We start from the raw sequence: 21253 nt of genomic DNA, 5'->3' as shown, positions 1-21253 counted from the left end.
CGATTCGCGTTCTCACCCGTAAGTGGCCTAGGGTTGAGGAACCGACGCGGGGTGGAGCAGCTCGGTAGCTCGCTGGGCTCATAACCCAGAGGTCGCAGGTTCAAATCCTGTCCCCGCTACAAGAAGAAGAGCCCGGTCACCTGGAAACAGGGGCCGGGCTTTTCTATTCGGTGCCGCGCGTACTCGGTGTGAGGCTCGGTACGGGGCGTCGCTGGGCCGGAACCAAGAGTGCAGGGCCAGAAGCAGGGGGGCGGGCCAGAAGCAGGGGGGCGGGCCAGAAGCAGGAGCGCGCGGCCGGAACCAGGAACGCGGGGCCGGAACCAGGAACGCGCTGGAGCCAGGGGTGCGGGCTGGAGCCAGGGGTGCGGGCTGGAGCCAGGGGTGCGGGCTGGAGCCAGGGGTGCGGGCTGGAGCCAGAGGTGCGGGCCAGAAGCAGCGGCGCGGGCCAGAAGCAGGAGCGCGGGGCCGGAACCAAGGAGCGCGCTGGAGCCAGGGGTGCGGGCTGAAGCCAGGGGTGCGGGCTAGAAGCAGAGGTGCGGGGCCAGAAGCAGGAGCGCGCCCTGGAGCCAGGGATGCGGGCTGGAGCCAGGGGTGCGGGCCGGAAGCAGCGGTGCGGCCGGCGCGGTGCCGGGGCGTGCTGGTGCGCGTGCAGTCCCTCGATTCGCTTTTCACCCGCCCGACGTTCTATGGTTGTCCTACCGACGCGGGGTGGAGCAGCTCGGTAGCTCGCTGGGCTCATAACCCAGAGGTCGCAGGTTCAAATCCTGTCCCCGCTACAAGAAGAAGAGCCCGGTCACCTGGAAAACAGGGGCCGGGCTTTTTCGTGTCACCTTTCTTGTGCCACCTTCCTCGCGTCAGGTCCGTCGCAGATCGGTCCCGGGTGCGTGTGCTGGCACGGGACGCGCGCCCAATCACCAGGTATGCCCTCACACATCGCCGGCCCCACCTGTAACTGATCGCCCGACCGGATATGGTGACCGGCCGTCCATCAGCACTCTCAGGGGGTCAGGTTGCCCAAGTCACCCGTCTGGTTCGACTGCGACACCGGCATCGACGACGCCTTGGCCCTCGCCCAGCTGGCCGCCAGCCCCAGCATCGACCTCGTGGGCGTCAGCACGGTCAGCGGCAACATCGACGCGGCCCAGGCCGCCCGGAACACGCTGGACCTGCTCGCCCTGCTGGGGCGTGATGACGTGCCGGTGGCCGTGGGGTCGCACGATCCGCTGGTGGGCAAGTACGCCGGGGGCGCGCCGGAGGTGCATGGAGGTAACGGCATCGGCGATGTGCAGCTCGCCCGCTCGCCGCGCGAGGTGCAGATTCGCTCCGGGGTGGAAGAACTGCTGGCCGCGGCCCGGGCGCACGCTGGGGAGCTCCACCTGATCGCGGTGGGCCCGCTCACCAACCTGGCTCACGCGCTGGTGCAGGAGCCGGAACTGCCCTCCCTGGTCAAGCACGTGACCATCATGGGCGGCGCGGTCTGGGTGCCGGGCAACCTCACCGCGCACGCCGAGGCGAACATCGCCAACGACGCGGAGGCGGCGCGGATCGTCTTCCGGGCGGGATGGCCGGTCACCCTGGTGCCGCTCGACGTGACCCACTCGCACACCTTCGACACCACCGCGTACGAGGCGCTCCTGGCCCGTGACACCGCCCTGCACAAGGCGCTGGCGGGGATGCTCGACTGCTACCTCAGCTTCCACGAGACCCGCCACGGGGTGCGGGCCAGCGCGCTGCACGACCCCCTGGCCACGATGCTGGCGACCGGCGCAGTCGAGGCGAGCACGGTCCGTTCGACCGGCCTCGTGGTCGACACCACCGAGGAACAGACCCGAGCACGGACGCTCGCGGTCGAGGTGGACGACCTGCACCCGGTTGTCGATGTGGTCACCGAGGTGGCCGACCCGGTCGGCCCTCGGCTCCTGGAACTGCTCCTGGCTCTGCCGGGCCGCTGAGGCCCCAGGCCCTCAGACCTCGTCGTTGAGGATCGCGTCGGCGAGCATCCGGCCCACCCGGATCGCCCCGTCCACGTGCTGGAAACCCAGCCCCGCCACGTCCGAGGAGCCGAACGAGATCGGGCCGACCGGCTCCCGCAGCCGGGCGCCGTAGCGGGTCAGGCCGCCGATGTCGAAGCTGGTGGCGTAGGCGCCGGCCGTCCACTCCTCGGCCATCCACTGGCTCTCGTAGTAGGCCAGCGGCTCCAGGGCCTGCCCGCCGTAGTAGGCGGCGAGCGCACCCAGGGTGGCGGCGCGGCGTTCGTCGGCCGACAGCGCGAGCAGCCGGTCGGCGTTCTCGTCGGAGACGAAACCCACCAGCGTCCCTCGGGTGTCGTCGTGGTTGGTGTTGTCGTAGGCCTCGTGCACCACCTGGTAGGGGCTGAAAGCGGTTCCGGACAGCCCGGCTTCGCGCCAGAACGGCGTGGGGTAGGTGATGTGCAGCTTGATCACGATGCCGAACGACTGGTGCTGGCGGGCCTGCATGTGCACCGGCGGCAGGTTCGGGGTGAAGGCGATCCGGGTTACCAGGGTGGGCGGGAGGGCGAGAATCACGCGCCGGGCCCGCCATTCGCCACCGCTGGCGGTGCGCACCGTGGCCCCCGCGTCGTCGTAGTCGATCGAGGTGACCGCCGAACCGGTGACGACCTTGTCGCCGAGCTGCTCGGCCAGGCGCAGCGGAACCTGCTGCAGCCCGCCCTTCACCCGCCGGTCGAGGATGAAGTCGGCGTCTACCAGGTGACTGAAACCGCCTGCACTGGCGGCCATCAGGACTGCCGACAGGGCCGAGAAGGCGTGCGCGGGCTTGGTCAGCATGGCCGGGCCGATGTAGAGCGCGATGTTGTCGCGGGCCTCGGCGTCGTCGGTCTGTTCCTTCAGCCAGCCCGCGAACGAGATCCGGTCCAGTTCGTCGGCCCCGGGCATCTCCCAGGGGCGCAGCGGATCCATCTGGCCGGAGAGCTTGTCCAGCAGAACGGTGATCCGGTCGACCTCGGAGGCGGTGTACTCGGACACCGGGAAGGCGGCGCCGGCGAACGTGTGAAGCACCCCGTCCTGGCCCACGTACACGCTCTCGCCCTCGCGGTAGCGCTCGAACGTGTCCAGGCCCAGCTCGTCCAGGGTCTCCAGCAGGGCGGACTGGTCGGGGGAGACCCACTGCCCACCCAGTTCCAGGCGCACGCCGTCGACCGTGTCGGTCCACAGCCGGCCGCCGATGCGGTCGCGGGCCTCCAGTACGACCACGTCGTGACCCGCCCGGCTGAGGCGGGTGGCCGCGGTGAGGCCGGTGACACCGGCGCCGACGACCACGACATCGACCTGCGTGCTCATGTGCGAATGCTCCCTGGGGTGCGTATATCGTCGTCAGGAGTGTCAGGGACACGGGAATTCGCGTCAACCCCAGTTAACCGCCACGAAATCAGCAACGCTGAATCAGCCCGGGATCGGACGTACGCCGGGCCCGTAGCGATCCACGCAGAACTGGGCCAGGCGATCGGCCAGGGCGGCCAGCGTGGTGGCGGCGTGATGCTGTGGGTCCCAGGCCGCGTACAGGTGGATCCGCACGGCGCCTGCCGGGCCGGTGAGCCCCACTGGGCTCAGGCTGAAGCGAGGGTCGTCGGAAACCACCGCTACGCCTCGCCCAGCTGCGGCCAGGGCCTGCGCGACCTGGGCGTTGGTGCACTCGATGTACCGGCGGTAGCTCAGCCCGGCTGCGGCCATCGCCTCGTCGAGCAACTGGCGCGGGCGGAAGCCCTCGGTAAGCACCAGAAGCTCGCGTTCGGCCAGCTCACCCACCGACACGGAATCTCGCGCGCTCCACTCGTCCTCAATTGGGACCTGAGCCCAGATCGGCAACACCGCCAGGGCACAGGAGGCCAGGTCGGACGACGGGGGGCGGGGGACGATGGCCAGGTCGGCGCCGGAGTGGAGGGCGGCGTCGGCGCCCCGGGGGTCGAGCTGGCGCACGATGGGCACCGGATCGTCGGGGAGCAACGTTGCCAGGAATGGGGCCACCACATCGCTGAGGGTGGTGGTGGGTACCGCCAGGTGCAGCTGATCGAGCCTCCCGGAAGCAATGCTCGCGGCGGCTCTCCGCACTTCATCCGCCTGGCGTAGCAATGACCGGGCCAGCGGCAGGAACTGCGAGCCGGCCGGGGTAAGCCGCAGACGGTGCCCCTGGCGCTCGAACAGGGCCATACCTAGCTCCTGCTCCAGCTGGCGTAGCTGCCGGGAGAGCACGGGCTGGGTGACGTGCAGCCGGGTTGCCGCCTGGGTGGCCGAGCCCTCGTCGACGGTGGAGACGAAGTACCGCAGCAGCCTCAGGTTCATGCTCACAGGGCATGAAGATAGTGCTGAACAGGTCTTGGACAACATGAACGCCAGGCTGAATCCTCGGAGTCATGTCCGACCTTGAACAGACCCGCCTGGTCCGCACCGAGTTGCCCGGCCCGCGCTCGGCCGCACTGATGCTCCGGAAGCAGGCCTTCGTCAGTCCCGGGGTCGGCACCACGATGCCGGTCTTCGCCACCCGCGCGGCCGGTGGCATCGTCGAGGACGTCGACGGCAACCGCCTCATCGACCTCGGCTCGGGGATCGCCGTGACCACGGTCGGCAGCAGCGCGCCGCGGGTGGTCGCGGCGGTTCAGGCGCAGGTCGCCGAGTTCACCCACACCTGCTTCATGATCACGCCCTACGAGTCGTACGTGGCGGTCGCCGAGGCCCTCGCCCGGCTGACCCCGGGTGACCACGAAAAGCGTTCCGCGCTGTTCAACTCCGGTTCCGAGGCGGTGGAGAACGCGGTCAAGATGGCCCGTTCGTACACCGGTCGCAGCGCCGTGGTGGTGTTCGACCACGCCTACCACGGCCGCACCAACCTGACGATGGCGATGACCGCGAAGGTGGCGCCCTACAAGCACGGGTTCGGCCCGTTCGCCGCCGAGGTCTACCGGGCGCCGATGTCGTACCCGCTGCGCGACGGCCTGAGTGGGGCCGAGGCGGCCCGTCGGGCCATCGGGCAGATCGAGACCCAGGTCGGGGCCGGGAATCTCGCCGCCGTAGTGATCGAGCCGATCCAGGGCGAGGGCGGTTTCGTGGTTCCCGCCGAAGGTTTCCTGCCCGCTCTGGCCGACTGGTGCCGGACCAACGGCGTGGTCTTCGTGGCGGACGAGGTGCAGTCCGGATTCGGCCGCACCGGAACGATGTTCGCGAGCGAGACCGAGGACGTCGTCCCGGACCTGGTGGTCAGCGCGAAGGGGATCGCGGGCGGGCTTCCGCTCTCGGCGGTCACCGGGCGCGCAGAAATCATGGACGCTGTCCACCCCGGCGGTCTCGGGGGCACCTATGGGGGCAATCCGCTCGCCTGTGCCGCCGCCCTGGCCGTGATCGAGACGATCGAGTCGGACGGCCTGCTGGAAAGAGCCCGCCAGATCGAGACTCTCGTGCGCGAGCGGTTCGCCAGGGTGGACGATCCGCGGATCGCCGAGGTACGGGGGCGCGGGGCCATGCTCGCCGTCGAACTCGTGCAGCCCGGCACCGGTGAGCCGGACGCCGCCCTGGCCAAGTCGATCGCGGCCCACGCCCACAGCCAGGGCGTGATCACCCTGACCTGCGGCACCTGGGGCAACGTGATCCGTTTCCTGCCGCCGCTGAGCATTTCCGACGAGCTGCTCACCGAGGCCCTCGACATCGTCGTGGCCGGGCTGGAGGTGACCCGATGAGTGACCACACCAAAGGCGTTCTGATCGGTGGGGAATGGCGCACCGGCAGCCGGGGCGTGTTCGAAGTGGTGAACCCGGCCACGCTGGAAGTGATCGCCCAGGTGGCCGACGCCGGCCCGGACGACGCCGTGGCCGCGGTCGACGCCGCGTCCCAGGCCTTCCGGGCCTGGGCCGACACCGCGCCCCGGGTCCGCGCTGATCTGCTGATGCGCACGCGTGAGCTGATGCTGCGAGACGCCGAGGAACTGGCCGAGCTGATCAGCGCCGAGAACGGCAAGTCGCTGGCCGACGCCCGGGCCGAAGTGTCCTACGCAGCCGAGTTCTTCCGCTGGTTCGCCGAGGAAGCAGTGCGCCCACACGGCGATTTCGGCTCATCGCCCGTCGGTGGCACCCGCACCATCGTCACCCACCACCCGGTCGGCGTTGCGGCCCTGGTCACTCCCTGGAACTTCCCGGCCGCGATGGCGACCCGAAAGATAGCCCCCGCACTCGCGGCCGGCTGCACCGTCGTCCTCAAACCGGCTGCTGAAACGCCGCTCACGGCGCTCGCTGTGGCCCGGTTGATGGCCGAGGCCGGAGTGCCGGACGGCGTGGTCAACGTGGTGCCCGGGCAGGACGCCCCGGCGATCGTCGCGGCCTGGACCGATGACCCGAGGGTGCGGAAGCTGTCGTTCACCGGCTCCACCAATGTCGGCCGTCAGCTTCTGCGTCAGGCCGCGGAGCGGGTCGTGAACACGTCCATGGAGCTGGGCGGCAATGCGCCCTTCGTGGTCACCGCCGACGCCGACGTGGATGCGGCGGTGGAGGGGGCGATGCTGGCGAAGTTCCGCAACGGCGGGCAGGCCTGCACCGCGGCGAACCGGTTCTACGTTCACGAAGACGTCGCGGCCGAGTTCACCGCCAAGCTCGGCGCGAAGGTCGAGGCGCTGAAGGTCGGACCGGCCGCGGAGGGGGCGGACATCGGCCCGCTGATCTCGGCCCGGGCCCACCAGAACGTGCAGCGGATGCTGGAGAGTGCGCTGGTCACCGGCGCCACCGTGGCTCATCAGGCTGCCCCGGCCACCGCCCCCGGCCACTTCTTCACCCCGGTGGTGCTGACCGGGGTGACCAATGAATCGGACGTGGTGCGCGAGGAGACGTTCGCGCCGATCGTGCCGATCCTTACCTGGACCGACCCTGAGGACATGCTGGCCCAGGTGAACTCCACCGAATACGGCTTGGCCGCCTACGTTTTTGCCGGTGATCTGGGAACCGCGCTGCGGCTGGCCGAGCGGATCGAGGCCGGCATGGTCGGCGTCAACCGGGGTCTGGTCTCCGACCCCTCGGCCCCGTTCGGTGGTGTCAAGCAGAGCGGAATCGGCCGGGAGGGCGCACGGATCGGCCTGGAGGAGTACACCGAGACCCAGTACTTCAGCGTGGCCTGGTGATCTGACGCCCTAGGAGACCGTCTTCTCCTGCCAGGCGGGCCAGTCCGGGTCGTGCCCGGGCCAGACCTCCACCCCTGGCCGCTGATCCAGTTCGTGCAGACGCTGGATCGCGGTCAGGGCGAACGGCTCGTCCTGAGGGCGCATCACCGTGCCGCACGGCACGGCCTCGAGGACATTGCGCTTCAGATCGGCCGCGTCGCAGGCCAGAACCACGGTACGGCTGGGCAGTTCGACCATCACCGACTGGTGCCCCGGGGTGTGACCGCGCGTGTCCAGAGCAGTGACGCCGGGGGCCAGCAGGGTGTCTCCGTCGAGCAGCACGATGTTCAGATCTTCGCGCAGGTAGTCGCCCGGCACCACGACGTGCTTCTCGTCGAGGTCAGGTATCTGACGGGCGAACTCGTACTCGGCGCGTTGCATGAGGACCGGCACGTCGGGCCCGAGCAGCCGCAGCCCGCCGGTGTGGTCGAGGTGCACGTGCGAGACGATGCACCCGCGCAGATCGCCCCAGGAAAGCCCGAGTTCGGCCACCTGGTCGGCCAGTGGGTCACCCGGGGGCAACAGCGCGGTGTAGCTGTCCCAGTTGTAATACGTTGCGCGCTCGACCGGATCGCGCACCACGTCGACGTTGAAGCCGGCATCGACCAGCAGCCAGCCGTTCTCGTGCACCACTGCGCTGACCGTCACCGGCTCCAGCAGGAACACCGCCGGATCGCCGCCGAGAATCGAGATGGACTCGCGGATCGGTTCGTAGCCCACGATCATCGGGTGCAGTCGCAGCGGCGGGCCGGTCAGCCCGAGCGATGAGTCCTCTTGCCAGTCGAGCACGCTCACGACATCACTTCCTCAGGGACGGTCAAAGGGGAGCGGGCCGCCTCGCGCAGCCGTCGCTCGGGTACCCGGAGTACCCGCAGAGCCGCGTCGGCGATCGCTGGGGCCACCTCGTCGGCCGCCATGGCTCCCTCGGTGCGGCGTCGCAGGATCACCGACTCGACCAGTCCGGTCACCAGCGCCGTGGCCTGCTGGGCGGCTTCGGGATCGGATTCCGTTACGGAGGCGACCAGTTCGCGGTAGACGGCGTAGAGCCGTTCCCGTTCGGAGTGGAATTCGGCGAACGGCTCCTGGTCGACCTCGGGCAGCAGGTAGAGCGCGCCGATGTTGTCCCGGCCGGACAGCAGCAGGCGGGTGTCGTAGGAGCACAGAGCCCACAAACGGACGTCTGCGGGCTCGGGTCGGTCGCTCAGAGCGGTGGCGAACTGCACCGAGGGCCGCACGGTCTGCAGCAGCAGACGCAGCAGGATCGCCTGCTTGCCGGGGAAGTAGTGGTACATCGAGGCCTGGCTGATCCCGGCCCGGGCGGCGATCTTGTGGGTGCTCGTACTGCCGTAGCCCGCGGTGCAGAACAGGTGGGCCGCCGCGTCGAGGATGTCCCGCTCGGTGCCGAGGCCGGAAGGGGACGGGCCCTTGGCGCGAGGGCGGCCGAGGCTGGGCATTCCCGGAGTTTAAGGCCCGGGCCCGGACGGCCGATGACGGCATGGTCGTTCGAACAGATGTTCGATAGAATCGGCGTGTCGCCAACAGCGTGAACCGCGGGGGTGCTAATGCAGCCGAGGCAGTCACGAGCCGTCCATGAGTTCCCTCCCAGCGATCCGTCGGCCCGCGTGTTCACGCCGCCGCAGGCCCTTCCGGTGTTGGCGCTGCTGCGCGACGCCAGCGGCGAGGTGCTGGCCGTGGTGCCGGCTGCGGTGCAGGCCTGGTCGGGTGATTCGGTGCGGGTCACCTGGGCCGCCCGGCGTGGTGTCCAACTGTATGCGGCGTGGGTCCCGGCCGAAGACGTGCTGCGCGGTGCGGCGGCGGCCCGGCTGCTCGACGAGTTCGCCTTCGGCGGGGGCTACCGCGCGGTGATGGCCCGGTTCCTGGCCTGGCGGGAGGTGCAGCCGCGATCCGCCTGAGGCAGTGAAGGGAGGGTGGGTGCTCCCGGGTGGCGGGTACTCCTTCGCGCTGGCTGGGTCGGTGGCTGGTGGCCGTGCTGGCCGTGGCTGGTGGCTGTTCTGGCCGTGGCTGGTGGCCGTGCTGGCTGTGGCTGGTGGCCGTGCTGACTGTGCTGACTGTGCTGGCCGTGGCCGGTGGCTGTGGTCGTGCTGGCTGGGGTAGTGCTGGCGCATCGCACGGAGGTGCTGCCCCGCGGCTCACGCGTGGGGCGCCTGGGTTCCGACCATTTCGCGACGTGTACGCATGGTCCACCTGGTACCAGGTGAACCATGCGTACACGTTCAACTCGAGCCCCGACCCATCGGCCGGGGCCGGGGCGACACCAGCGATCACGGGGTGAGCGCGCACGGGGGTGTCTGAAGCCAATCCCAGAAGGGGGTCATCGGGACGGCGGGTGGGCTTGGACGGGTGGTGCCCAGGTGCAGTTGCGGATCGGGTATTCCTCGGCGCGGGCCCAGTGGGTACCAGTGGTTCATCTCGGCGTAAGTGGCCGCCAGGGCTGGCTGATGCCTAGTGGCGAAGCGATGAGTTTCGCCGGCCGGGGCGGTCCTGAACCAAGAGACGAACTGTCGAAGCCTGGCCAACCCGCCAGACCCTGACAACCGCCGAGACCTGACAGCCGCCGACGCCCTGGGAGCCGAGCCTGTGCCGATGTCCGCCGAAGTCCTCAGCCGGCTCCACGCCGACCTTGCCGACCAGGTCGCCGCGGGCGCGGTGCCCGGCCTGGTCGCGGCGGTGGTCTGCGGCGACGAGACCGAGGTGCTGGTCATCGGCACCCAGGGCCTCGACGACCCGACGCCGATGCGGCCGGACACCATCTTCCGGATCTCGTCGCTGACCAAGCCGATCGTGGCATTCGCCGCCCTGCAGATGGTCGAGGAGGGCGTGTTCGGCCTGGACGAGCCGGTCGAGGGATTGCTGCCCGAGCTCGCCGGCCTCCGCGTGCTGCGCAGCCTGTCCGGCCCGGTCGACGACACGGTTGCGGCCGAGCGCCCGATCCTGGTGCGCGACCTGCTCACCTTCACCGCGGGGTTCGGCCAGGTGATGGCCCCGCCCGGCACCTACCCGATCCAGGCCGAACTCGACCGGGCGCCCGGTGCGCCGGGTCCGCCGCAGCCGGCCCGCACCGTCGCGCCTGACGAGTACCTGGCCGCCTTGGCCGCCCTGCCGCTGTTGCACCAGCCCGGTGCGCAGTGGATGTACAACACCGCGAGCGACGTGCTGGGCGTGCTAATGGCCAGGGCGGCGGGGGCCACCTTGCAGCAGGTTCTGCAGCAGCGGCTGTTCGGTGCGCTCGCCTTGAGAGACACGGGATTCTGCGTGCCGTCGTCCAAAATCGACCGTCTGGCAACGAGTTACCAGCCTGGCCCAACGGGTGGGCTGGAGCTGTTCGACCCGGCCGAGGGCGGGCAGTGGACGAGCCCGCCGCCGCTGGAGTCGGGCGCCGGCGGGCTCGTCTCCACGGCGGAGGACCTGCTTGCCTTCACCCGGCTGATGCTGGGCCGGGGTGTTTTCGAGGGGCGCCGCCTGCTGTCCGAAGAGCTCTTCACCGCGATGACCACCGACCAGCTCACCGAAGAGCAGAAGCAGAACACCATTTCGATGCCCGGCTTCTTCGACACCCACGGCTGGGGCTACGGCCTGAGCGTGCGCACGGTGGCCGGCGACGGGGAGCCGGCCGGTAGCTTCGGCTGGTCGGGCGGGCTGGGAACCTACTGGGCCGCAACCCCCGGCGGCTCGGCCGGCATCCTGCTCACCCAGCGGGCCATGACGTCACCGGAGCCGGAACCGCTGGTCACGCAGTTCTGGTCGGGGGTGTGGGCGGCCGGTGCGGGTCAGCCCTCCAGGTCGTAGAGCAGCACGCCGTCCTCGCTCACCTGCGCGGCGTCCACCTCGGACACCCGCCGTGCGCAGAGCTCCAGCAACTGCACGATCCCGGGGGCGACCACCCGGCGCAGGTCCTCGTCCGAGCCGATCACGATCACCTGCCCGACCGTGCCGCCGGGCTGCGGGACCAGGTCGACCGCGAGCTGGTTGCCGCCGCCGTCGGTGGCGAAACCGATCCAGTCGGGCGAGGTGTAGAGGCCCTGCACCGGGTCGCCGTCGCGGACCTCCACCGCGCTGTCGAAGTCCTCGGCCAGTTGCTCAGGGGTGTAGCCGGCGCGGACCTCGTCCCAGTTCCGCCAGCCGTCGGCGACCTTGCCCACCGGGTCGAAGCTCCAGCCGTCGCCGAACACCGCGCACACCCAGCGTCCCTGCTGGCGAACGGTCTGCGCATGGGCGCCGTGGCTGAGCTGGTACCAGTCGGTCTGCCCGTCGCTGAGCTGGTAGAGCCCGGCCAGGTCGGTCGGCAGGGCCCGGCCGATCGCCTGTTGAACGGCGGCGATGTCGGTCGGGGCGGCGCCCGGCCGCAGTAGTTCGTCCACCGTGTAACCGGCCCGGGCCAACGCCTCGAGCAGCAGGGGCCAGGCGTTCTGCACCTCGGCGGTGGGTGGGGCGATGGCTTCCTCGGTCACTTCGGCTCCCTCGGGTCGGCGGGGGTGGCAGGGGTGGCGTGAGTGGGAACAGATGGACGCTCGGTGGCCCGGCTCGCGCCGGTCGGTCCAGTTGGGTGGGGAGTCGGGTCGGGCTCGTAGACGGCGAAGAGCGCGGTGCCCAGGCTGAGCATCAGCGCGAGGGCGAACAGCACCGGCGCAGTGGTGCCGGTGACGAGTGCGACCACGACCGGAACGCTACCCACCAGCGCCAGGTCGGGGCCACGCAACATCGATGCACTGAGCCCGGGCGGCAGCGAGCCCATCGGGGTGTAGATCAGCGGGCCGCCGAAGGTGGGCACCGGCCGGTATCCGGCCCGCAGCGTGGCGGCGCCCCAGGCCGGGCCGGTGAGCAGGCCGAGCAGCACCCAGCCGGCCGGGTCGCCGTAGCGCCAGCCCAGCACGGCCGTGATCGCGACGAACCACGCGGTCATCACCGTGGCCGGAAGGGCCAGCCGGCTCAGGCGGACCATCCGCTGGGCGATCGGCAGGGCGGCGTCGAGGCCGGGGCTGAGCTGGGCCCGGCGCACCCCCTCACCAGTGGCCAGCGAAGCGATGTACCCACCGATCAGCAGCAGGACGATGGTGGTGGCCGGGCCCGGATCGGGCACCAGCAGGCCGATGCCGGGCAGGGTCAGGGACAGCACCACCTGGGCGATCCGGCGCGGGGCGCGGGCGAACAGGAACGCGTCCGAAGTGATCAGCGCGGCCGAGGGGCGCCAGGAACGAGGGACGTGGGTGAGCCAGGACATCCGGGACGACCGGGAACGCTGGGGAGACTCGGAGCGGATCGTGAGCGCGCGGCCGAGGGCGCGGGTGTCCAGCGAGAGCACTGCCACCAGGGCCTCGTCGGTGACCGAGCCGCGGTGCCGGAGGTCGGCGCCGTGCACGGAGTCCAGGCGGTTGTCCCACCTACGGCCGAGGTCGACAGCAACGCCGGTCAGGAGCAGGGCGAGGGGCAGGGTGATCAGGCCGGGGTGGGGCGGGGCAGTGCCGGCGAAGGCCAGGACGATGCCCACCACCGGCACGGCCAGGGCCACTCCGTCGGCCGACCACCGCAAGGCCCGAATGGCCTGCGGCTGGGGCTGAAGCAGCCCGGCCACGATCACCAGCGTCACCGTGAACACAGCCCCCAGCGCAGTGGAGCCGAGCAGCGCCGCCGTTCCCGCGGGCAGAGCCACCGCCACCGCCGCGCCGCTGATCGCCCCCACCACCAGACCGATCGCCGGCCAGCGCACAGCGGCCGGGCGCAGCAGTGAGCGCCTGTCCACCGGCAGCGGCAGCCACCAGGCGGACTCGGCCGCAGACAACGACAACGGGCCGAGCCGGGTGACCAGACCGACGAACGACGCCACCGCGGCGACCGCGAGCAGCACCGCGATCCAGCCGACGGCCAGCCCGGGCCCCTCCTGCGCGGCCCGCCCGAACCCACCCGCCTCCGGGGCCAGCCGGGAGGACAGCGCGAAGATCATCGAAGCGGCCAGCGCGATCGTGAGCAGACCGGTGTAGACGTCACCGAGCAGATCGCCGAGCCGGGCGTCCGAGTGGTAGCGGGTCGCGTCGCGGGTGGCCCGCCGCACCTGGGTGCCCGAGGGCAGCGGTCGGCTCACAGTTCGTGCCGGATGATCTGTGCTCCCCGTTCGGGATCGACCAGGCGGACCTCGGTGTCGGAGATCGCCAGCACCCGGGTGGCCGCGGTGACCAGGAGCACCGGGTCGTGCGTGGCCATCAGCACGCTGCCCCCGGCCTCGCGCTCCTCGACCAGCCAGCCGGCCAGCGCGTCCCGGATCGCCGCGTCGAGCCGCTGCTCCGGCTCGTCGAGGATCATCAGCGAGCGCGGCCGGGCGAAGGCCGCGGCCAGGGCCAGGCGACGGCGCTGGCCGGAGGAGAGCGCGGCGGGCAGCGCGGCCGAGCGCTCGGTGAGGCCGAAAACCTCGAGCTGGTGGTCGGTCACGTCGTCCGGGTCGTCGACGCCGTGCCCGTAGCAGGTGAGCAGCAGGTGCTCGCGCACGGTCAGGCTGGGGAAGAACGCCTCGTCGCCCAGTTCGGAGGCCACGGACGCGCGGAAGGTGGTGCTGCGCTCGTCCAGGCCGGTACCGAGCATCTGCAGGGTGCCGCCCAGCGGGTTCAGCAGACCGACCACGGTGCGCAGCAGGGTGGACTTGCCCGAGCCGTTGGCGCCGATCACGGCCACCACCTCGCCCGGGGCCACCGCCAGGCTGATCGGTGGGCAGACCGGAAGCCCGTAGCCCACCTCCAGGTCGATGACCTCGATCAGGTTCACGTCCGCCACGGTATCCGTCCCTGCCTTCATCCCTGCCCGCCCTCTTCCGCCGCATGCCCGCCGTGCATGAGCACGGACGAACGGGACACCGGCGGTGTTCCTATCCTGTCCGGGTGAGACCTTCCCGCCGCGCCGCCGCCGTCCAGCCCTTCTACGCCATGGAGTTCGGAAAGCGGGCGCTGGCGCTGGAGTCGCAGGGGCACCCGGTGATCCGGCTGAATCTGGGCGAGCCGGACTTCGGCGCTCCTCCGGCGGTGCTCAGCGCCCTGGAGAAGGTCGCCGACGGCCGGCCGTTGCCGTACACCGGGGCCACCGGCCTGCCGGAACTGCGGGAGGCGATCTCCGGCTTCTACCGCAGCGAGCACGACGTGGAGGTCGATCCGGGGCTCATCGTGGTCACCGCCGGTGCCTCGGCCGCCCTGCTCCTGGTCAGCGCGGCGCTGGTCGACCCGGGCGACGAGGTGCTGATCAGCGATCCGTCCTACCCCTGCAACCGGCAGTTCGCCGAGAGCTTCGGCGCCGAGGTGGTTCTGGTGCCGACCACGGCGGAGTCGCGATTCCAGCTCGACCTGCCCGCGGTGCAGGCGAACTGGACGGCGGGCACTCGCGGAATCATGATCGCCACGCCGTCCAACCCCACCGGCACCTCGATCGAGGGGTCCGAGCTGAAGGCGATCTGCGACTTCGCCCGCGAGCGCGACGCCTGGCGGATCGTCGACGAGATCTACCTGAACCTGGGCCGCCGGGACGCCGACGGCCGGGCCCCGGCCAGCGTGCTGAGCAGCGACCCGGACGCCTTCGTGATCAACAGCTTCTCGAAGTACTTCGGCATGACCGGCTGGCGGCTGGGCTGGTGCGTGGTGCCGCAGGACTTCGCCCCGGTGATGGAACGGCTGGCCCAGAACTACTACATCTGCCCCTCGACCCCGGCCCAGATCGCTGCGCTGGAGTGCTTCACCGCGCAGTCGCTGGAGGTGGCCGAGGCCCGGCGGCTGGAGTTCGAGCGCCGCCGGGCCGTGGTGCTGGAAGGGCTGCAGGCCGCCGGTCTACCGGTGCCGGTGCCGCCGGACGGGGCCTTCTACGCCTACTTCGACGTGTCCGGCACCGGCCTGGGCGCGTGGGAGTTCTGCGAGCGGTTGCTGGCCGAGAAGCACGTGGCGCTCACCCCGGGCAAGGACTTCGGCCGGCTGGGGGCCGAACGCTACGTGCGCCTGTCCTACGCGGCCTCGGTGGCCGAACTGCAGGAGGGACTCGCCCGACTGGCCGACTTCACCGCCGCCCTGAGCACGTGAGGGCCTGAGCGGCCTCAGACGATACCGCCGTTGGCCCGCAGCACCTGCCCGTTGACCCAGCGCCCGCCGGGCCCGGCCAGGAACGCCACCACCTGGGCGATGTCCTGCGGGGTGCCGAGCCGCTCGAGCGGCGGCTGCTTGGCCAGGTGGTCGATGGTCGCCTCGTCCTTGCCCTCCAGGAACAGCTCGGTGGCGGTGGGGCCGGGAGCGACCGCATTGACGGTGATGTCGCGCCCGCGCAGCTCCCGGGCCAGCACCAGGGTCATCGCCTCGACCGCGCCCTTGCTGGCCGCATAGGGCCCGTAGTTCGGGAACTGCAGCCCCACGACCGACGTGGACAGGACGATCACGGCGCCGCCCGAGCGCACCCGGCGGGCCGCCTGCTGGGCCACCACGAAGGTGCCCCGGATGTTGGTCCGGTGCATGGCGTCCAGTTCGTCGAGGTCGAACTCGGCGATCGGCGCCAACGCCATCCGGCCTGCGGAGTTGACCACGACGTCCACCCCGCCGAACGCTTGTTCGGCAGCGTCGAACATCGCCGCCACGGCCTTCTCGTCGGCCACGTCGGCCTGGAAGGCCAGGGCCCGGCCACCCGCCGCGGTGATCTCCTGAACGACCTCCTCGGCGGCCGTGGCCCGGCCCGCGTAACCGACCACCACGGCCTGGCCCTGCGCGGCCAGATCCAGAGCGATCTGTCGGCCGATGCCCCGCGACGCCCCGGTGACGACTGCTACCCGCTGCTGGCTCATCTTGACGATCTCCTCTGCGAATCGATGCCACGACCGGCTCGTAGCGTTGCTATGAGAAGACCGTAGCAAGCATTCCTTAGCGGCGCTACTGCGATGTCGTATCGCTGAATCAGGAGCCTTCGACGGCCAGGTACACCCAGGCCGACCCTCCGGATGCCAGTGGCACCAGGAATCGCCGGTAGTCGTCCACCTCGTAGAGATCGGCCGCGGCCAGTTCGGCCGGGGTGATGGCGAACACCGATCCGTCCACCGAGCGGGTGGGATCTGCAGCGCGGACGACGGGGTGGCGGTCGGTGCCGCTCGCGGCGATCACCGCCGGATCGGTGATGGTCAGCCACTCCTGCTGGTAGCCGGTAATGCTGTCTGCCTGCCCGTCGAGCAGACGGCCGAACTGGGACCGCTGCACTTCGGGCAGTTGCAGGGTTCCGTACGAGAACAGCTGCACTGCCGTACCTTCCGTCCCGCCGATGCGGACAAGGTGAGGATTGGCCGGGTCGTTGTTCTCGACCACGATCGGGGCCTTGGCAAGCGGATCGTGCTCGGCGAGGTAACGTCGGCAGGCTGCGTGATACCGGTTCGTGTACAGCTCGGCCGCCCTCTCCGAGCCGCCCAGCAGGTCGGCGTCACGTACCACCGCCCGGGCGTGCGCGACCTCGAAATCCACCTGCACGAAGACGATCTGGTCCCATCCGCCGACGAGTTCGGAACGCTGGAGGAAACTCCCGTCCACGATGAGCACGGCATCGCGCGCTGCGGCCTGAGGATCTTCGGCGAGCACCTGATCACTGGCCAGGTCGATCACCCGGGTGCGATAGAGCCCGTCGCCTTCCGGCCCCAGCCGGTCGAGCAATTCCCGGCGCACGGCCGCGGTGTCGTAGGCGTCCTCGTAGTAGCCCGCCGCCGACTCCCGGCCCTGCCGGTACCGGCGGGCGCGCGGGTGGTGGTAGCCGTCCAGGCTCAGTGCGATCGCCGGGCGCCCGCGCTCGGCCACGGCAACCGCCAGTTCGGCAGCCAAGGTCGTCTTGCCGGCGGCGGTGATGCCGTCCACGCCAACCCGCAACGGGTGCCCGGGGTCGAGGGCGGCCAGATGGTCGGCGATGCGGCCGATCACGCGGCTGCGCGGGGTCACGGTCGGAGAAGTCGTCATACCTGTGGACACTAAACAGGCAGCCGGTACGCTCGCCTGGATTTCGTCATCGGGAGGTCGTCATCGTCGCCAGCGTCCCCAGTCTGATCGAGCTGCTCACGCTCGAGGAGATCGACACCGACCTCTACCGTTCCGGCACGCTCTATCCAGACCCCCGTGGGCTTTTCGGTGGTCAGGTGGCGGCCCAGGCGCTGCGCGCGGCCGGTCACACGGTTGGGACGGACCGGCCCGCGCACTCGCTGCACGGCTACTTCCTGAGGCCCGGAGATCCTTCTCGCCCGGTGATTTTCGAGGTACACCGCGACCGGGACGGCCGCTCGTACTCGGCCCGTCGGGTGGTGGCCCGCCAGGGCGGGAAGGTGGTGCTCAACCTGGCGGCGTCGTTCCACCGGCCCGAAGACGGTCCCGACCTGCAGGCCGAGGTGATGCCGGACGAGCCGGCGCCCGAGCTCGGCTCGCCGGCCCAGCTCGAGGCGGACACCGTGGGCATCGACTTCGTCGAGGCCGCGGGCGCGCGCTCGGTCCTGGCCGATGCGCAGGCTCGCCCGTCCCGGGTCTGGGCCCGGTCGCAGGTCCCTCTCCCCGACGATCCGCACCTGCAGGCCTGCGTGCTCACCTACCTGTCCGACATCCTCACCGGCCTGACCACGCTCACCGTCCCGTCGCCGGAGATGCTGCTGACCAGCCTGGACCACGCGATCTGGTTCCATCGGCCGGTCGATCTGAACAACTGGGTGCTGATGGATCTGACCGGCCACTCGATCGCGGCGGGCCGGGGCATGTACTCCGGCCGGCTGTTCAGCGAGGACGGCCGGCTGGTGGCCGGGCTGACCCAGGAGTCGTTGTTCCGGACCAGTCCGACCGGGCGACCCGGGTCGCGCCGGATCCGGCGGAAGGCGCAGAGCTGATCGACCCGGGTATGATGCTTGAATGCTCAAGCATTCGGCATTTCCCGAACCGGTGGTCGCGCATCACTCCGGCAGGCCGGCGGAGGGGGAGCGCAGGCCGTTGGTGGTGCTGCTCCACGGGCGCGGCTCGAACGAGCAGGACATCGTCGGGCTCGCCGGTCATCTGCCTGAGACGGCCGAGTACGTGGCGTTGCGGGCGCCGATCGCCGAGGGCGGGGGCTACGCCTGGTTCGCCAACCGAGGCATCGGTCGACCGCGGGCCGAGTCTCTGCGCGAGACCATGGACTGGTTCACGGCCTGGATCGACGGGTTCGCGGGGGAGCGCCCGGTGTACCTGATCGGGTTCAGCGGGGGGGCGGCCTTCGCCGGCGGTCTGGTGCTGGATCGGCCGCAGCGCTTCGCCGGCGCAGCGATCCTTTATGGCACATTGCCTTTCGAGGCCGGCGTGCCGGTGGATCCCGGCCACCTGACCGGGGTGCCGATCTTCGTCGGGCAGGGCCTGGACGATGTGGTGATCCCGCGCGAACTGCTCGACCGTACCTGGAACTACCTTAAGGACGATTCACGCGCCTTGGTAAGGGCCCTGAGAGTTTCCGGCGGACACGGGATCTCGGTGCCGATGCTCGAGGAGTTGCGGATTTGGCTCGGTGACCAGATCGCCGGTGACCCGAGCGACTCGGGTGCTCACGAGCGTCCATAATTTGCCCTGAACGGACGCTGTCGCCGAAAACCCGGCCACAGCGTCCGTTCGGGTGTTGGTCAGCTGAACAGGCCGCCCAGACCGCCGCCGCCCCCGCCGGACTGCTGCGCCTGCTGGGCGCCCGCACTCCACTCGCTGGGCTGCACGATCACGAAACCCGGCCCGTGGAAGGCGTACTGGAAGGCCTCGCCGGTGCCGCCGCGCAGCATCGAGCGCATGTTCATGCTGGAGACGATGTCCGGCACCAGGTTCGCCGACCAGGCGACCGCGGCCTGCACGTCGACGTAGGTGGGCTGCTGCGAGCAGTCCAGCACCACCGGCTGGCCGACTGACACCAGGGCGGCCGTGCCCTGGCCGGAGATCACCGTGTTGAACAGGCCGCCGGCCATCATGCCGGCCCCCTGCACCCGCTTGATGTCCCAGCTCAGGCTGGCGTCGAAGGCGATCAGGTTCTGCCCGTTGACGCTCAGCGCGTCACCGGTCAGGTCGACCAGGTGGATGTAGCCCGCCTCGTTGGCGAAGAACACCTCGCCCCGGCCGGTGACCCGCATCAGCGGCAGGTCCTCGTTGGTGAGGACCTTCTTCAGCAGCTTGCCGACGCTGCCGGAGCCCTCGTGGTTGAAGGACACCTGCCCCTGGTACGCGACCATCGCCCCCTTGGCCGCGAGCACGTCAGGGCCCAGCGCGACCCGCAGCATCTGCGAGTTCTGGAGCGCGAACCGGTTCTGACCGGAGATCTCGAGATTCGACTCGTGGAACAGACTGCTCTGCATAACCCCAGCCTAGGGCCGGGGTGACGGCCGGGGCAGAGCTTCCGCGGTGATGATCGACCACCCGGCGACGGGAACTTTCCGGCAAGTGCGGCAGTTCGAAGTGCACGCCGGCGATCACGGGTTCAAGGTCGGTGGGGTGACGACGACGCCGCAGCAGGGATCGGGGGACGGCCGGGTCCTGCGGAGCAATCTTCCAGCTCGTCTTGATCGACTGCCGTGGTCGAGCTGGCACATCACCGTCCTCATCGGCCTGGGCACGGTCTGGATCCTGGACGGCCTCGAGGTCACCATCGTCGGCGCCCTGGGCGACCGGCTGACCGAGGCCGGCAGCGGGCTGGAGCTCTCCGCCTCGCAGATCGGGCAGGCCGCAGCCGTGTACGTGGCCGGAGCCTGTCTGGGCGCGCTGTACTTCGGTCAGCTCACCGAGAAGCACGGCCGCAAGAAGCTGTTCATGATCACCCTCGGGGTGTACCTGGTGGCCACCGTGCTCACCGCGTTCTCGATGAACGTGTGGTGGTTCTACGTCTGCCGCTTCTTCACCGGCGCCGGGATCGGCGGCGAGTACGCGGCGATCAACTCGGCGATCGACGAGCTGATGCCGGCCCGCCTGCGTGGCCGGATCGACCTGATGATCAACGGCTCGTACTGGCTGGGCGCGGCCGTCGGCGCCGCCCTGACCCTGGTGCTGCTGGACACCGACATCTTCCCGGCCGACGTGGGCTGGCGGGTCGCGTTCGGCCTGGGCGCCGTGCTCGGCCTGGTGATCCTGCTGGTCAGGCGCAACGTGCCGGAGAGCCCGCGCTGGCTGACGATCCACGGCCAGCACGAGGAGGCCGAACAGGTCGTCGAGGGCATCGAGCACACCGTGGAGCACCAGGACAAGCTGAAGCTCGACCCGGTGCCCGACTCGGCCGCGATCTCGATCCGCGAGCGTGGCCCGGTGAAGGTCTTCGAGATCATCCGCACGATGATCCGCACCTACCCGAGCCGCTCGGCCCTGGGGCTGGGCCTGTTCGTGGGCCAGGCGTTCCTCTACAACGCGGTGTTCTTCACCCAGGGCCTGGTACTGACCACGTTCTTCGACATCGGCTCGGGCACGGCGGGCCTCTACATCATCCCGCTGGCCCTGGGGAACTTCCTCGGCCCGGTGATCCTGGGCCCGTTCTTCGACACGATCGGCCGCCGGATGATGATCACCCTGAGCTACGTGCTCAGCTCGGTGTTCCTGGTCGTCACCGGAATCCTGTTCCAGCAAGAGGTCTTCAGCGCGGTTACGCTGACCGCGGCCTGGTGCGTGGTGTTCTTCTTCGCCTCAGCGGGAGCCAGCTCGGCCTACCTGACGGTGAGCGAGATCTTCCCGATGGAGACCCGCGCGATGGCGATCGCCTTTTTCTACGCGGTGGGCACCGGGCTCGGCGGAATCATCGGCCCGCTGCTGTTCGGCCGGCTGGTCGAGACGGAGAGCTTCAGCTCGGTGGCCCTCGGGTACTACCTCGGGGCCGGGCTGATGATGGTGGCCGGGCTGATGGAATGGTGGCTCGGGGTGGACGCGGAGAACCGCAACCTGGAAGACATCGCCTCACCCCTGTCGTCCGCGTCGGAGCGGACTGCTTCCTAGTAGTGCTTTGTTAGGTTGGTACGAGTTGGTGGCATTGGGGGCAGATCCCGCGCCAGGTCGCGATCAGGTACTGGAGTTCGCGGAGGATGGCGTAGAGAGTGGGAGCTGCCCGCTGGCTTTTG

General features: G+C 70.2%; 19 protein-coding genes and 2 tRNA genes. 11 read left to right on the top strand and 10 right to left on the bottom strand.

Features of this window, described 5'->3' with window-relative positions; translation table 11 throughout:
• The first annotated feature begins 45 nt into the window (after positions 1-45).
• From QSK18_RS00105 to QSK18_RS00095, 3 genes are all read left to right on the top strand, one after another.
• Positions 46-119, top strand: a tRNA-Met gene (locus QSK18_RS00105).
• 583 nt (positions 120-702) lie between these two features.
• Positions 703-776 (top strand) — tRNA-Met (locus tag QSK18_RS00100).
• A 234-nt stretch (positions 777-1010) separates the two neighbouring features.
• Positions 1011-1952 carry a nucleoside hydrolase gene (locus tag QSK18_RS00095; RefSeq protein ID WP_285616231.1) on the top strand — a complete coding sequence of 314 codons (942 nt, stop codon included), beginning with the start codon at positions 1011-1013 and terminating at the stop codon, positions 1950-1952.
• A 12-nt stretch (positions 1953-1964) separates the two neighbouring features.
• Here QSK18_RS00095 and QSK18_RS00090 read toward each other — a convergent pair whose 3' ends face one another.
• Together QSK18_RS00090 and QSK18_RS00085 are read right to left on the bottom strand one after the other, a co-directional pair.
• The gene (locus QSK18_RS00090) at positions 1965-3320 is read right to left on the bottom strand and encodes a flavin monoamine oxidase family protein (protein WP_285616230.1); all 1356 of its coding nucleotides are present in this window, start codon (positions 3318-3320) and stop codon (positions 1965-1967) included.
• A gap of 102 nt (positions 3321-3422) precedes the next feature.
• Entirely contained in the window at positions 3423-4319 is an 897-nt protein-coding gene (locus QSK18_RS00085; RefSeq protein WP_232814273.1) for a LysR family transcriptional regulator, read from the bottom strand.
• 71 nt (positions 4320-4390) lie between these two features.
• Here QSK18_RS00085 and gabT point away from each other — a divergent pair, with 71 nt between their 5' ends.
• Entirely contained in the window at positions 4391-5707 is a 1317-nt protein-coding gene (gabT, locus tag QSK18_RS00080; protein WP_285616229.1) for a 4-aminobutyrate--2-oxoglutarate transaminase, read from the top strand.
• Complete coding sequence (locus QSK18_RS00075) at positions 5704-7134, top strand: NAD-dependent succinate-semialdehyde dehydrogenase (RefSeq protein WP_232814191.1); 1431 nt, start codon at positions 5704-5706, stop codon at positions 7132-7134. Before gabT ends, QSK18_RS00075 begins: the two co-directional genes overlap by 4 nt.
• A gap of 9 nt (positions 7135-7143) precedes the next feature.
• On the opposite strand, the gene QSK18_RS00070 is transcribed toward QSK18_RS00075, so the two are convergent.
• Together QSK18_RS00070 and QSK18_RS00065 are read right to left on the bottom strand one after the other, a co-directional pair.
• Positions 7144-7968, bottom strand: a complete 825-nt coding sequence (locus QSK18_RS00070) for an N-acyl homoserine lactonase family protein (RefSeq protein ID WP_285616228.1) — start codon at positions 7966-7968, stop codon at positions 7144-7146.
• Positions 7965-8627, bottom strand: coding sequence for a TetR/AcrR family transcriptional regulator (locus QSK18_RS00065; RefSeq protein ID WP_285616227.1), 663 nt, complete (start codon positions 8625-8627; stop codon positions 7965-7967). Before QSK18_RS00065 ends, QSK18_RS00070 begins: the two co-directional genes overlap by 4 nt.
• A gap of 168 nt (positions 8628-8795) precedes the next feature.
• On the opposite strand from QSK18_RS00065, the gene QSK18_RS00060 reads away from it, so the two are divergent.
• On the top strand, positions 8796-9086 hold the full coding sequence (locus QSK18_RS00060; RefSeq protein WP_232814194.1) for a hypothetical protein: 291 nt from the start codon (positions 8796-8798) through the stop codon (positions 9084-9086).
• A gap of 691 nt (positions 9087-9777) precedes the next feature.
• Positions 9778-10980, top strand: coding sequence for a serine hydrolase domain-containing protein (locus tag QSK18_RS00055; RefSeq protein WP_232814195.1), 1203 nt, complete (start codon positions 9778-9780; stop codon positions 10978-10980).
• Here QSK18_RS00055 and QSK18_RS00050 read toward each other — a convergent pair.
• Genes QSK18_RS00050 through QSK18_RS00040 form a run of 3 tightly spaced genes read right to left on the bottom strand, consistent with a single transcriptional unit; the run spans position 10962 to position 13944 of the window.
• A complete protein-coding gene (locus QSK18_RS00050) occupies positions 10962-11642 on the bottom strand; it encodes an SMI1/KNR4 family protein (protein ID WP_285616226.1) in 681 nt (226 codons plus the stop codon). The two genes, QSK18_RS00055 and QSK18_RS00050, sit on opposite strands and share 19 nt — an antisense overlap.
• Positions 11639-13270, bottom strand: coding sequence for a DUF6297 family protein (locus tag QSK18_RS00045; RefSeq protein ID WP_285616225.1), 1632 nt, complete (start codon positions 13268-13270; stop codon positions 11639-11641). Before QSK18_RS00045 ends, QSK18_RS00050 begins: the two co-directional genes overlap by 4 nt.
• Positions 13267-13944 (bottom strand): ABC transporter ATP-binding protein, encoded by a 678-nt coding sequence (locus QSK18_RS00040; protein ID WP_285616224.1) that lies wholly within the window; start codon positions 13942-13944, stop codon positions 13267-13269. The genes QSK18_RS00045 and QSK18_RS00040 overlap by 4 nt, the downstream gene beginning before the upstream one ends.
• Positions 13945-14057: 113 nt before the next feature.
• Between QSK18_RS00040 and QSK18_RS00035 the strand changes: the two genes are divergently transcribed.
• On the top strand, positions 14058-15236 hold the full coding sequence (locus QSK18_RS00035) for an aminotransferase class I/II-fold pyridoxal phosphate-dependent enzyme (protein WP_285616223.1): 1179 nt from the start codon (positions 14058-14060) through the stop codon (positions 15234-15236).
• A gap of 14 nt (positions 15237-15250) precedes the next feature.
• Here QSK18_RS00035 and QSK18_RS00030 read toward each other — a convergent pair whose 3' ends face one another.
• Positions 15251-15985, bottom strand: coding sequence for an SDR family oxidoreductase (locus QSK18_RS00030; RefSeq protein WP_285616222.1), 735 nt, complete (start codon positions 15983-15985; stop codon positions 15251-15253).
• A gap of 109 nt (positions 15986-16094) precedes the next feature.
• Complete coding sequence (locus tag QSK18_RS00025; protein ID WP_285616221.1) at positions 16095-17132, bottom strand: gamma-glutamylcyclotransferase; 1038 nt, start codon at positions 17130-17132, stop codon at positions 16095-16097.
• Positions 17133-17134: 2 nt separating this feature from the next.
• On the opposite strand from QSK18_RS00025, the gene QSK18_RS00020 reads away from it, so the two are divergent.
• Both QSK18_RS00020 and QSK18_RS00015 read left to right on the top strand, forming a co-directional pair.
• Positions 17135-18040, top strand: a complete 906-nt coding sequence (locus QSK18_RS00020) for an acyl-CoA thioesterase (protein WP_502894167.1) — start codon at positions 17135-17137, stop codon at positions 18038-18040.
• Between the two features lie 22 nt (positions 18041-18062).
• Positions 18063-18740 (top strand): alpha/beta hydrolase, encoded by a 678-nt coding sequence (locus QSK18_RS00015; RefSeq protein ID WP_285616220.1) that lies wholly within the window; start codon positions 18063-18065, stop codon positions 18738-18740.
• 59 nt (positions 18741-18799) lie between these two features.
• Here QSK18_RS00015 and QSK18_RS00010 read toward each other — a convergent pair whose 3' ends face one another.
• The gene (locus QSK18_RS00010) at positions 18800-19513 is read right to left on the bottom strand and encodes an AIM24 family protein (protein ID WP_232814204.1); all 714 of its coding nucleotides are present in this window, start codon (positions 19511-19513) and stop codon (positions 18800-18802) included.
• 49 nt (positions 19514-19562) lie between these two features.
• Between QSK18_RS00010 and QSK18_RS00005 the strand changes: the two genes are divergently transcribed.
• The gene (locus QSK18_RS00005) at positions 19563-21131 is read left to right on the top strand and encodes an MFS transporter (protein ID WP_502894157.1); all 1569 of its coding nucleotides are present in this window, start codon (positions 19563-19565) and stop codon (positions 21129-21131) included.
• Positions 21132-21253: the final 122 nt, after the last annotated feature.

Origin of the sequence: Kineosporia sp. NBRC 101677 (assembly GCF_030269265.1) — a bacterium.
GTDB lineage: Bacteria > Actinomycetota > Actinomycetes > Actinomycetales > Kineosporiaceae > Kineosporia > Kineosporia rhizophila.
The sequence above is the reverse complement of the archived record's forward strand: the minus strand, read 5'-3'. Positions and strand labels throughout refer to the sequence as shown.